Consider the following 11,805-nt stretch of genomic DNA (forward strand, 5'->3'; position numbering starts at 1 on the left):
TACGCCGCCGCGGTCACGTTCGCGGAAGCGGCCAGATCAGCCGGGGGAGCGAACCGCCGCTCCTCCTTCAGCAGATTAGCCAGGCTCTCATTGCTGCTCACGCCAGCTCCTTGTCAGGGTGTCCAGACGACAAGCCCTAGCTCATCAGTCCCGGGCCACCCTGACAAGGGTTCACCGGAAAATGGTTTAGACCTTTGCCTTCAGCTCCCCCTCGTGCACCGCGTCGGGAGGGCCCGGCGTGCCGCTCAGAACCACGTCCGGCCGTACCGCCGTGAACACGCTCGTCGTCCTGTCCAGCATGTATGCCTGCGCCTCGGCCACATGGAAGTACATGCCGTGCAGCTGGAGCGTGCCCTCGGAGACCCGGCGGGCCACACACGGATGGGCCATCAGATGGTCGAGTTGCTGCATCACGTTGACCAGGCTCAGCCGTTCGAGGTCGTCGGCGACGGGCCGGTCGGCGAGCGCCACCTCGCCGCGCCCGAGGCGGCCGATCCGCCCCAGCCGCGCCAGACTCGGTCTGCCGTGCCGCAGCCACCGGGCCAGCGGGGTCTGCGCCCCCGGTTCGTGGTCGGAGCCGAGCAGCGCCTGCATCGCCCCGCAGCCCGAGTGCCCGCACACCGTGATGTTGGCGATCTGCAGCACCTCCACCGCGTACTCCACCGCCGCGGCGACCGAGTCGCAGGAGACGTCGGAACCCGGCGGCGGCATCATGTTGCCGATGTTGCGGACCGTGAAGAGGTCGCCGGGGCCGCTCGATGTGATCATGCTGGTCACCAGCCGGGAGTCGGCGCAGGTCAGGAAGAGCTGGCCGGGCCGCTGGCCCTCGCGTGCCAGCCGTGCCAACTCCTCGCGGACCAGCGGCGCGGTGTTGCGCTGGAAGGCGCTGACGCCGCCCAGCAGCTGTCCCCTGCCGGGCACCGGTGTGGTGGCGGGGCCCGTGCAGTGGTGGTTGCGCCAGGGGGTCCACGGGCGGCAGGCGTGCGCGCTGGCCGGCTCGCTGACGGTCCGTCCGGCGCCGTCTCCGAGGACCGCGCGGCCGCCGCGTGACCGGTGCCGCGCGGACCAGCCGCTGAGCGCCTCGTAGGCCGCGTGGTCCATGAAGGAGCCGTCCAGCTCCACCACCACGTTCGCCCCCTCGGGCACCTGGGCGAAGGCCCGGGTCAGCCGCGGCACCGCCAGGAACGTCAACTGCCCGGCCACCCGCACCCGGTGGCACCCCGGCTCCTCGCTGACGGTGATCCGGGTGTGGGTCAGGCGGCGCAGCGACAGGGCGAACGCCACCACGACGCCCGCCACCACCCCGTGCAGCACCCCGAACAGCACCACTGTGCCGAGCGTGGCCGCGTACACCGGGAACTCGCGGTGCCGCTGCACATGGCGGATGTGCGCGAAACTCACCATGCGCACCCCGACCAGCATCACCAGCGCCGCGAGCGAGGCCAGCGGGATGAGGTCGAGCGCCTGACCGGCGAGCCCCGCGCAGAGCAGCACCCACACCCCGTGCAGCACCGTGGAGCGCCGGGTGACCGCGCCCGCCTCGACGTTGGCCGAGCCGCGGATAGCGCCACCGGCCACCGGCAGCCCGCCGAGCAGCCCGGAGACCACATTGGACGCGCCCTGCCCGAGCAGCTCGCGGTCGAGCTTCGCGGGAGGCGCGTGCGGTCCCGGGCGCTTGCCCTGGAGCGCGTCGATCGCGACCGCCGAGAGCAGCGACTCCATGCTCGCCACCAGGGTGACGGTGAGCACCGCCGCCGCCACCCCGAGCGCGGGGCCCGCGGGCAGGGCGGGCAGCACCGGGGCCTGCCACGCGGGCAGGTCGACGCGCGGCAGTGAGAACCCGGCGCTGGCGGCGGTCGCCAGAGCCACCGCGGCCAGCGGTGCGGGGATCGTCCGCAGCACGCCCCCGGCTCTTCCCTTCAGCCGCGGCCAGCCCAGCACCACGGCCACGGTGATCGCGCCGATGACCGGCGTGGTCGGGTTGGTGACCGCCAACTGGTCGGGCAGGGCGGCCACATTGTCGAGCGCGGAGATCTGCGGGCTGCCGCCGAGCACCACATGGAGCTGGCCGACGGCGATGACCGTGCCGATCCCGGCGAGCATGCCGTGCACGATGGCGGGGCTGATCGCGAGGGCCGACCGGGCCACCCGCGCGGCCCCGAGCAGGAGTTGGGCCAGCCCGGCGATCGCGGTGATGGCGCAGGTGCCGCGCCAGCCGTAGCGCTGGACGAGCCCCGCAGTGACCACGACGAGGCTCGTCGCGCCACCGCTGACAAGGAGGGGTGTGCCGCCGAGCGACCCGGCGACGATGCCGCCGACGGCCGCGGCGACCAGGCCCGCCTGCAGCGGGGCGCCGGTCGCCAGCGCGATACCGAGCGACAGCGGGACGGTGATCAGGAAGACCGTGATCGAGGCGGACAGATCGGACCGGTGGAGTCTCTGCATTTCTTTCCCGTCTCCTTCGGTGGGCGGCGGGACGTGGTAGCGGAGCGTTATCGCTCGCTACTTCCAAGCGTCGGTAAATGGAGAGTAATCTCTCGACTGCGGAGAGTGAAGTACAGAGGTCTGATCGGGGAGTTATTTACTGCTATCGAGTGAATTAGCAGATTAATGAGCCCGTCGTACAAGCCGTCTCAAGAGTGGCCGTGGCACGTTGTGGGCGCTTGCCCTCCCGTCCCTCCCAGCACTTCTGGCACTCTTCTCTCCCTGCGATGCGAGGTACGCATGCACTCCGTACGCAAGGCACCCGCACTGCTCGCCGTAGCCGCGCTCGCCGCGGGCGCCGTCGCCTGCTCCAGCGCCTCGGGTACCGGCGGCGTCCGCTCCGCGGCGGCGCCCCCGCAGAGCGCCCACCCCGTACGGCTGATCGGCGACGGATCGACGTCCGACACCGGCCCCCAGCCGCACCAGCCGGTCTTCCAGCGCCTCGCGCCGGGGCAGCGGCCACCCCAGCTCGTGGTCTTCTCCTGGGACGGCGCGGGCGAGGACGGCCAGAAGCTCTTCTCGCACTTCCGCAAGGTCGGCGAGGAGAACAACGCGGCGATGACGTACTTCCTCAGCGGCGTGTACCTGCTGCCCGGCGACCGCAAAGAGCTTTACGCGCCGCCGCGGCACCCGCGCGGCGCCTCAGAGATCGGCTTCAACGACCGCACCGGGATCACCGACACACTGCGCGAACTCCGCCTCGCCTGGCAGGACGGCAGCGAGATCGGCACCCACTTCAACGGCCACTTCTGCGGCACCGACGGCGGCGTCGGCACCTGGTCGCCGAGCGAGTGGATGAGCGAGATCCGGCAGGCCCAGGGCTTCGTGGAGAACTGGAAGACCAACTCGGGTCTCACCGCCCTGGCGCCGCTGCCCTTCGACTACAGCACCGAACTCGTCGGCGGCCGCGCCCCCTGCCTCGAAGGCCAGCACAATCTCGTCCCCGCCGCCAAGGCGATGGGTTTCCGCTACGACGCCAGTTCCGTCGGCGGTCGCCAGGTCTGGCCCTCGAAGATCGACGGCATCTGGGACTTCCCCCTCCAGGACATCCCCGTGCCCGGCCGCGCGTTCGAGACGCTCTCCATGGACTACAACTTCCTCGCCAACCAGTCCGTCACCACGGACGGCGACCCCGCCATGTACCCGGCCTGGGGGCGGCAGATGCACGACGGTCTGATCGCCGCCTTCGACCGCGCCTACCGCGGCAACCGCGCACCGCTCTTCATCGGCGACCACTTCGAGTCCTGGAACGGCGGCATCTATATGAAGGCCGTCGAGGACACCATCAAGGAGGTGTGCGGGCAGCCGGACGTGCGCTGCGTCAGCTTCAAGCAGGTGGCGGACTGGATGGACGCCCAGGATCCGAAGGTGCTCGCGAAACTGCGCACCCTGGACGTCGGCCAGGCCCCCAAGGGCGGCTGGTCCGCCTTCCTCGGCGCCGCCGACGGCTAGGAGCCGGTCCCGGCCGCGGCCGCCACCTCCTGCCGCTGGCCGAGTACGAAGTCGGGGTCGACCTGGGCCGCCAGGTCGGCGCCCGTCTTCGCGTTTCCCCAGCTCTCCGCGTTCTTGAGATGGAAGTGCACCATGTCGCGGGTGTAGCGCCGCCAGTCCCGCCGCTCGTACGCCGCGTCGGCCCGCTCGTGCATCGTGCGCAGGGCCCGGCGGTTGGCCTCCTCCAGAAGGGTGAAGCGCGGTGAGCGGCCCTTCTCCATCGCCCGCACCCAGTCCGACTGGCCGACGGTGACGAGGAGGTCGTCACCGGTCTCGGCACGCAGGAAGGCGAGGTCGTCCGCCCCCTGCACCTTGTTGCCGACAACCGCGAGGTTGACGCCGAAGTCGCGGGCGTACTCCTTGTACTGGCGGTAGACGGCGACACCCTTGCGCGTGGGTTCGGCCACCAGGAAGGTCATGTCGAAGCGGGTGAACATCCCCGAGGCGAAGGAGTCGCTTCCCGCGGTCATGTCGACGACCAGGTACTCGTCACGGCCGTCCACCAGGTGGTTCAGGCACAGTTCGACCGCGCCGACCTTGGAGTGGTAGCAGGCGACGCCCAGATCGGACTCATTGAACGGGCCGGTCACCATCAGCCGTACGTCGCCCTCCCGCGCGCTCCGGCCGGCCCCGGCGCCGTCCTCCGCGCCGGACGGCTCGCCGAGGTGGACGGTGCGGGCGCAGGCCGCGTAGACGGGGTTGTCCTCGGACAGCCGCAGCAGGCGGGAGCCCTGGCCGGGCGGGGTCGTCTTGATCATCGTCTCGGCCGAGCTGATCCGCGGGTTGGCGCCCCGCAGGTACTCCTTGATCTCCGGCAGGTGCGCGCCGAGCGCGGGGAGCGCCGCGGCCGTCTCCTCGTCGAGTCCGAGCGCCGGGCCCAGGTGCTGGTTGATGTCCGCATCGACGGCGGTGACCGGGACACGCGCGGCGGCGAGATGACGGATGAAGAGCGAGGACAGCGTGGTCTTCCCGCTGCCGCCCTTCCCAACGAAAGCGATCTTCATGTTCGCCAAGCGTAGTCGAGCGAATACGGATCGCGAGGTGGGGGAGTGGGGAAGGCCACTCGATCGGGGTCGTTTACCGGCATGCGCCATGCATAAGGTCGGAACCATGGCTACGAACGCTGATCCTTCCCCCGCCCCCGGGCAGGCGGACCCGATGGCCGTCCTCGGCGCGCTGCCGGGCGTGCCCGAATCGGTGGACTCCGTACGGCAGGCCGTGGACAAGGTCTACGGGCACCGGGTGATGCGCCGCCGGTCCAACGAGGTGGCGTCGGAGGCCGCACTGCGAGGCGCCCGCGGCTCCGCGGCGCTCGCGGGCGCCGACTGGCCGCTGGAGGAGGTCCGCAGGCGTAGCGACTTCTCCGCCGACGACGAGGCCCGTACGGTCGGCGCGGCGCTGCGGCTGACCGCCGAGGCCGGCCAACTGCTCAGCATCTGGCGGCAGTCGCCGGTCCAGGCGCTCGCCCGGCTGCATCTGGTGGCGGCGGGCGGCCTGGCGGAGGAGTCGACGGTGGGGCGGCCCCGGCTGCCCGGTGAGCCGGTGGACGAACCGCTGGTGGAGATCGCGGAGATCCCACTGCCCGAGCCCGACGAGGTCGCCGCCCGGCTGGACGGTCTGGCGGGGCTGCTGCGCGCGGGCACCAGCGCGCCGGCACTCGTCATCGGCGCCGTGGTGCACGGCGAACTGCTCTGCCTGCGGCCCTTCGGCTCCTTCAACGGCCCTGTCGCCCGCGCCGCCGAGCGGATCGTGCTCGTCGGCAGCGGCCTCGACCCGAAGTCGATCTGCCCCGCCGAGGTCGGTCACGCCGAACTGGGCCGTGCGGGCTACCTCAAGGCTCTGGAGGGGTACGCCTCCGGCACGCCGGAGGGCATGGCCGAGTGGATCGGGCACTGCGGCCGGGCACTGGAACTCGGGGTCCGCGAGAGCGTGGCCGTCTGCGAGGCCCTGCAGCGCGGCGCCGCCTGACGAACCCCCGTCCGGCTGGGGGCAGTCGGCCCATGGCTTTGGCTGAAAAGAGATGCGGCGGCACCATGGGGTGCCGCCGCTGGCATGTCCGTCAAGTTACCAATGCGTGCTCGATATTCGCCCATCAGGTCGGGAGCTTCGCCCGTCACCTGGTGCGGCTGGCCCGGTTAGCGGGTCGGCGGCGCGTGGGTGCCCGACATTCATGCGCGGGTCCGTGGGGCCATGTGCTGTGAACTGCGGTCTTCCTCTCGGAACTCCGTGGTCTCGCGGGCCTAAGTCCTTTCTACCGCCGACCGGGCAGTAGCGGAACCCCTGGCTGCCACTTCTTTGTTTTTGCCCTCAATCAGGACAAAAGGGCAGGCTGGCGGCGTCGGGACGCCAGCCACACCAGCCCGGCAGTGGCGACCGCTGCCCCCACCGCGGCGGCGGCGAGCACCGGCGCTGGGGGCATGGACAGCGACGGGATGCGCTGGTTCAGTCGCACCGGACGGCTGAAAGTGAGCACAGGCCAGTCGCGCGAGACGGCCTCCTTGCGCAGCGCCCGGTCCGGGTTGACCGCGTACGGATGACCGACCGCCTCCAGCATCGGGATGTCGGTCACCGAGTCGCTGTAGGCGAACGACCGTTCCAAGTCGTAGCCCTCCGACTCCGCCAGCTCGGCGATGGCGTCAGCTTTCGCCGGACCGTAGACGTAGTGCTCGATCTCGCCGTTGTACGCGCCGTCCTCCACGACCATCCGGGTGGCCACGACATGGTCGGCGCCGAGCATCTCGCCGATCGGCTCGACGACCTCGGAGCCCGAGGCGCTGACGATCACCACATCGCGCCCCGCGGCGTGGTGCTCCTCGATGAGCGAGGCGGCCTCGTCGTAGATGATCGGGTCGATCAGGTCATGCAGCGTCTCCGCCACGATCTCCCGCACCTGCTGCACATTCCAACCTCTGCACAGCTCGGAGAGGTATTTGCGCATGCCTTCCATCTGGTCGTGATCTGCGCCACCGACCAAGTACACGAACTGGGCATATGCGGTGCGCAATACCGCGCGCCTGTTGATGAGGCCGCCCTGGTAGAAGGATCGCCCGAAGGCGAGCGTGCTCGACTTGGCGATCACCGTCTTGTCGAGATCGAAGAAGGCCGCGGTGCGGGGTGACAGGTGGTTTTCCACGAGACGAGCATAGGCAACCACCATTCGGCGTAAGGTCGGGCGTGTGGGTTTGCCTGAGAAGGGCTTCGGGTACACCATGGAAGTCACGGATCGTTCGCGACCGTGCTAACCCGGTCTGGCTCCTCCCCCCCCGAGTCGGACCGTGGGGACGACCCCCGCTCTCCCCCCCGGCGGGGGTCGTCGCATGTCCGGACGCCTGTAGGCGGTCCCCGCGGTGTCGTTGCCCCGGAATCATCGACTGTTCCCCCTTCGCGCATGTGATCGATCTGATGTGTTCGACGCGTGACGTTCCGTAATCGTTGCTCGATCCCCGCGAACTCACCCGTGCGAGTGGTGAAGTTATCCACAATCGCTGAGTTGTCCACCGATTCCGACCAAGATCATCTCAATTCCGCGCTCTGTCCCAACCTGATCGCAGGCGATGCACGCCGTGCTCGCATCACAAGCGACGGGGGACAGGGAAATGGCTGGATCCAAGACGCCCGACCGGCGGCCGACCGTGATGGAAGGACCGGGCGGGCCGTTGATTGTCACCGAGGACGAATCACTCCTCGACGATCTGCTGCGACTGTGCGCGGCCGCGGGCACCGAACCGGAAGTGGTCTTCACCGCTCCGCCGCGTGCGACAAGTTGGGACAATGCGCCGCTGGTGCTCGTGGGCGCGGAGTCCGCCGCGCGGGTGAGGGGCGCCGCTCGCCGCAAGGGAGTGCTGCTGGTCGGGCGGGATCTCGACGACGCCGAGGTCTGGCGCAGGGGCGTCGAGGTGGGCGCCGACCATGTCCTGTGCCTCCCCGACGCGGAGAGCTGGCTCGTCGACCGGATCGCGGACGTGGCGGAAGGCGTCACCGAGCCCGCGCTCACCGTCGGCGTGGTCGGTGGCCGCGGCGGCGCCGGGGCCAGCACGCTGGCCTGCGCTCTCGCCGTCACCGCCGCCCGCACCGGCCGCCGCACCATGCTCGTCGACGGCGACCCGCTGGGCGGCGGCCTCGACATCCTGCTGGGCGCGGAGCGCACCGGGGGCCTGCGCTGGCCCGACCTCGCCGACTCGCGCGGCCGCGTCAACAGCGGGGCGCTGGAGGAGTCACTGCCCCGGCTGGACTCGCTGAGCGTTCTGAGCTGGGACCGCGGCGACTCCGTCCTCATCCCGCCGCAGGCCATGCGTTCCGTGCTCGGCGCCGCGCGCCGCCGCGGCGGAGTGGTCGTCGTCGACATGCCGCGACGTGTGGACGACACCGTCGCCGAGACCCTCGCCCAGATCGACGTCGGCCTGTTGGTCGTCCCGGCCGAGCTGCGCGCGGTGGCCGCGGCCACCCGTGTCGCGGCGGCCGTGAGCATGGTCCTCAAGGACCTCCGCATCGTCGTCCGCGGCCCCTTCGGATCAGCCCTCGACGACAGCGAGGTCGCGCGCCTCATCGGCCTCCCGCTGGCGGGCCAACTGCCCCCGGAGCCCGCCCTGACGGACGCCCTGTCCGGCACCGGGCCGCCCGGCTCCTCCGGCCGTGGCCCGCTGGCCCGGTTCTGCACCGCCTTCCTCGCCCAGGCCCTGCCCAGCGGCGGGAGCGTGACGGTATGAGCGCCGCCCTGCTCGACGCCGTCCGGCTCCGACTCGCGGAAGACGGCGACGAACCGACGCCCGCCCGGGTGGCCGCCGCGCTGCGCGCCCAGGGACGGCTGCTCGGTGACGCCGAAGTGCTCGACGTGGTCGCCGCGCTCCGCTCGGAACTCGTCGGCGTCGGCCCGCTGGAACCCCTGCTCGCCGACCCCGACGTCACGGACGTCCTCGTCAACGCCCCGGACCAGGTCTGGGCGGACCGGGGCAGCGGACTGGAGCGCTGCGACGTCCGCTTCGCCGACACGGCCGCGCTGCGCCGACTCGCCCAGCGCCTGGCGACCACCGCGGGACGCCGCCTGGACGACGCCCACCCCTGGGTCGACGCGCGGCTGCCCGACGGCACCCGGCTGCACGCCGTCCTGCCGCCCGTCGTCGTCGGATCACCGTGCCTGTCCCTGCGGGTGGTGCGCGCCCGCGCCTTCACCCTGGCCGAGCTCATCGCGGCGCACACCGCCGACGCCGAGACCGCCCGGCTGCTGCGGGCGATCCTCGACGCCCGGCTGTCGTTCATGATCAGCGGCGGCACCGGATCGGGAAAGACCACCCTGCTGAGCTGCCTGCTCGGCCTCGTCGACCCCGCCGCCCGCATCGTCCTCGCCGAGGACTCGGCGGAGCTGCGGCCCGACCACCCGCACGTGGTCCGGCTGGAGACCCGTCCCGCCAATCAGGAAGGCGCGGGACACGTCACCCTCCGGGACCTCGTACGGCAGGCGCTGCGGATGCGGCCGGACCGGCTGGTCGTCGGCGAGGTCAGGGGCGCCGAGGTGACGGACCTCCTGAGCGCCCTCAACACGGGACACGAAGGAGGCTGCGGCACTGTCCACGCGAACGCCGCCGCTGATGTCCCCGCCCGCCTGGAGGCCCTCGGTTCCACCGCCGGACTCGATCGTGCGGCGCTGCACAGCCAGTTGGCCGCGGCCCTGTCCGTCGTCATCCATATGGACCGCGACAGAACCGGCCGGCGGCGCGTCGCCGAGATCCACGTCCTTCGCCGCCGCCCTGACGGCCTGGTCTTCACCGAACCCGCCCTGATCCGCGGCCCCCGGGGCCGCCACGAACGCGGCCCCGGCTGGCAGCGCCTGACGGCACTCTGCTCGGCAGGCACGTCATGAGCGCCGCATCCGAACCCGGCCTCCTGGTGTGGGCCGCCGCCCTCTGCGCCTGCCTGGCCGCCCTGGCGCTCCACCAGCAGCAGGACGATTCCCGACGCCGGGCGCGGCGGCTGCTGCGCGAGCGGGACGCCCGCCCCGGGCCGTGGTCCACGGCTGGGCCCGGGGGACCGGCACCGGCCGGCCGCGTCGGCGCGGCGCTGGCGTGGGTGCGGGCAGCGGTCGGGTACGTCCTTGCGGCGCTCTCGGGGCGGCCGGCCCGCGGGGGAGATCGGGGCGCCCGATGGGCCGGACGGGGGCAGTTGGGGGCGTCCGACCGGCAGACAGGTCCCGTCGGAAGGGGATCCGACGTGCGGGGAGCGGGGTCGCGCGGAGCCGGGTGGCGCAAGGGCGCGGCTGCCGGGTCGGGCGCGGCCGGGCCCCAGGACGGCGCTTTCGGCCCGGGGCGGTCGCCCGGTGGATGGTTCGGGTGGCGGCTGAGCGCGGAGGTGCTGTGTCTGCCCGCGGGGGCGCTGCTCGGCCTGGCGACCGGGTCGGTGCTGCCGGTGCTCGCGGCTGGTGTCGCGGTGCCCCTTGCGGGGCGGTTCCTGCGGGGCAGGCAGGCGCGGGCCGCGGAGGAGCGCGGGGTGGCGGCGGTCAGCGCGCTGTGCGGGACGGTCGCCGGAGATCTACGGGCCGGACAGCCGCCGCATGCCGCGCTCTCCGACGCCGTCGAGTCGGCGGGATGGCCGGATGTGCCGGAACTGGCCGGGGCGTCACGACTGCTGCTGTCCGCGGCGAGATTCGGCGGTGACGTGCCGCGCGCCCTGCGCGAGGCGTCCCGGTGCCATCCAGGTACCCGAGGGCTTGCGGCCGTCGCGGCCTGCTGGCAGGTGGCTGTGGACGGCGGCGCGGGCCTGGCCGCCGCGCTCGACCGGGTGGCGGCCGCGTTGCGGGCCGAGGCCGACCAACACGACGACCTCCGCGCCCAGTTGGCCGGGCCGCGATCCACCGCGGTGCTGCTGGCACTCCTGCCGCTCTTCGGGGTCGTGCTCGGCGAGGGACTTGGCGCCGACCCGTCGGCAGTGCTGCTGCACACCCCGACAGGGCTGCTCTGCCTGTTCGTCGGCGGCCTTCTCGAGTGGGCGGGTCTCGCCTGGACCGCCAAGATCATCCGCTCGGCCGAGGACGGTCCCGGGGGACGCGTCGCCCGGGTCGTGCGGGGGAGGCGCACCGAGCACCTCCGGCGACCCGTGCCCGGCGACCTGTCGGCGTACGGGCCGGCCGAGTTCGGCGATCGGGCCGACCGGTCGACCGCCCTGGGGAGGGGGCGGCCGTGAGCGGCGCGAGTATCCACAGCCTGGGGATGACCGTGGCGGCGGTGGCCGCCGCCGTCATGGCGCTGACGGTCGCCATCGGGCTGAGACGGGAGAAAACCGCACTGCTTCGCCTCCGGGGAGCGCTCGGGGTGCGCCGCCGACGAGCGCTGCCGGGCAGCGGGCGGTGGTCGCCCGTCGCTGCGCTTCGGGAGTGGGGTCCCGCGGCCGTGGCCTGCCTCGGGGCCGTCGCGGTGATCGGTGGGGCCCTGGGCGGCCTCGTAGGGGTGATCATGGCTCTCGGGATCAAGAGGGGGCTGAAAGGGCGGCAGACGGCCACTGACGGCCTGCTGGCCGCATCCCCGGCCGACGTGGTGACCGAGGCTGCGGGAAGCGACGGGTCGGGAGCCGCGGGGTTCGACGACCTGGACGCGGCGGCCGGACTCCCGCTGTGTGTCGACCTGATGGCCGCCTGCCTCGCCGCGGGGGCGTCGCCGGGAGAGGCGGCAGGTGCCGTGGGGCGGTCCCTGGGCGGGCCGCTGGGCACCGCACTGATACGGGCCCAGGCCGAGCTGCGGCTCGGCGCCGACCCGGCGCAGTGCTGGCAGCGGCTCGGGCGGCTGCCCGCCGCCCGCGAGATGGGCCGGTGCCTCGCGCGGGCCTCCGCGACCGGCGCCGCGC

8 protein-coding genes and 1 pseudogene are annotated in these 11,805 nt (G+C 72.5%); 6 read left to right on the top strand and 3 right to left on the bottom strand.

The window, feature by feature from the left end; translation table 11 throughout:
• Positions 1-186: 186 nt before the first annotated feature.
• Positions 187-2,445: a SulP family inorganic anion transporter gene (locus AB0M29_RS44195; RefSeq protein WP_365393295.1), complete on the bottom strand. Its 2,259-nt coding sequence runs from the start codon at positions 2,443-2,445 to the stop codon at positions 187-189.
• 279 nt (positions 2,446-2,724) lie between these two features.
• Between AB0M29_RS44195 and AB0M29_RS44200 the strand changes: the two genes are divergently transcribed.
• Positions 2,725-3,936, top strand: coding sequence for a hypothetical protein (locus AB0M29_RS44200; RefSeq protein WP_365393298.1), 1,212 nt, complete (start codon positions 2,725-2,727; stop codon positions 3,934-3,936).
• On the opposite strand, the gene AB0M29_RS44205 is transcribed toward AB0M29_RS44200, so the two are convergent.
• Complete coding sequence (locus tag AB0M29_RS44205) at positions 3,933-4,979, bottom strand: ATP-binding protein (RefSeq protein WP_365393301.1); 1,047 nt, start codon at positions 4,977-4,979, stop codon at positions 3,933-3,935. The two genes, AB0M29_RS44200 and AB0M29_RS44205, sit on opposite strands and share 4 nt — an antisense overlap.
• A gap of 106 nt (positions 4,980-5,085) precedes the next feature.
• Between AB0M29_RS44205 and AB0M29_RS44210 the strand changes: the two genes are divergently transcribed.
• Positions 5,086-5,943: an oxidoreductase gene (locus AB0M29_RS44210; RefSeq protein ID WP_365393304.1), complete on the top strand. Its 858-nt coding sequence runs from the start codon at positions 5,086-5,088 to the stop codon at positions 5,941-5,943.
• A 343-nt stretch (positions 5,944-6,286) separates the two neighbouring features.
• Here the strand turns inward: AB0M29_RS44210 and AB0M29_RS44215 are convergent, their stop codons facing one another.
• Entirely contained in the window at positions 6,287-7,132 is an 846-nt protein-coding gene (locus tag AB0M29_RS44215) for an HAD family hydrolase (protein WP_365393316.1), read from the bottom strand.
• A gap of 439 nt (positions 7,133-7,571) precedes the next feature.
• On the opposite strand from AB0M29_RS44215, the gene ssd reads away from it, so the two are divergent.
• From ssd to AB0M29_RS44235, 4 genes and pseudogenes are all read left to right on the top strand, one after another.
• Positions 7,572-8,681: a septum site-determining protein Ssd gene (ssd, locus tag AB0M29_RS44220; RefSeq protein ID WP_365393307.1), complete on the top strand. Its 1,110-nt coding sequence runs from the start codon at positions 7,572-7,574 to the stop codon at positions 8,679-8,681.
• Entirely contained in the window at positions 8,678-9,832 is a 1,155-nt protein-coding gene (locus AB0M29_RS44225) for a TadA family conjugal transfer-associated ATPase (RefSeq protein ID WP_365393310.1), read from the top strand. The genes ssd and AB0M29_RS44225 overlap by 4 nt, the downstream gene beginning before the upstream one ends.
• Before the next feature lie 482 nt (positions 9,833-10,314).
• Positions 10,315-10,995 (top strand): annotated as a pseudogene (locus AB0M29_RS44230) (type II secretion system F family protein); the annotation flags it as partial.
• A 149-nt stretch (positions 10,996-11,144) separates the two neighbouring features.
• The coding region (locus AB0M29_RS44235) for a type II secretion protein F (protein ID WP_365393313.1) at positions 11,145-11,805 on the top strand (661 nt) is incomplete at its 3' end.

This window comes from Streptomyces sp. NPDC051976 (assembly GCF_040680795.1).
Taxonomy (GTDB): Bacteria; Actinomycetota; Actinomycetes; order Streptomycetales; family Streptomycetaceae; genus Actinacidiphila.

Bases quoted from the DNA above. Each gene is read 5' to 3' on its own strand.
- AB0M29_RS44205 (WP_365393301.1), bottom strand. From the start codon at position 4,979: ATGAAGATCGCTTTCGTTGGGAAGGGCGGCAGCGGGAAGACCACGCTG.
- AB0M29_RS44200 (WP_365393298.1), top strand. From the start codon at position 2,725: ATGCACTCCGTACGCAAGGCACCCGCACTGCTCGCCGTAGCCGCGCTC.
- AB0M29_RS44195 (WP_365393295.1), bottom strand. From the start codon at position 2,445: ATGCAGAGACTCCACCGGTCCGATCTGTCCGCCTCGATCACGGTCTTC.
- AB0M29_RS44215 (WP_365393316.1), bottom strand. From the start codon at position 7,132: ATGGTGGTTGCCTATGCTCGTCTCGTGGAAAACCACCTGTCACCCCGC.
- AB0M29_RS44225 (WP_365393310.1), top strand. From the start codon at position 8,678: ATGAGCGCCGCCCTGCTCGACGCCGTCCGGCTCCGACTCGCGGAAGAC.
- ssd (WP_365393307.1), top strand. From the start codon at position 7,572: ATGGCTGGATCCAAGACGCCCGACCGGCGGCCGACCGTGATGGAAGGA.
- AB0M29_RS44210 (WP_365393304.1), top strand. From the start codon at position 5,086: ATGGCTACGAACGCTGATCCTTCCCCCGCCCCCGGGCAGGCGGACCCG.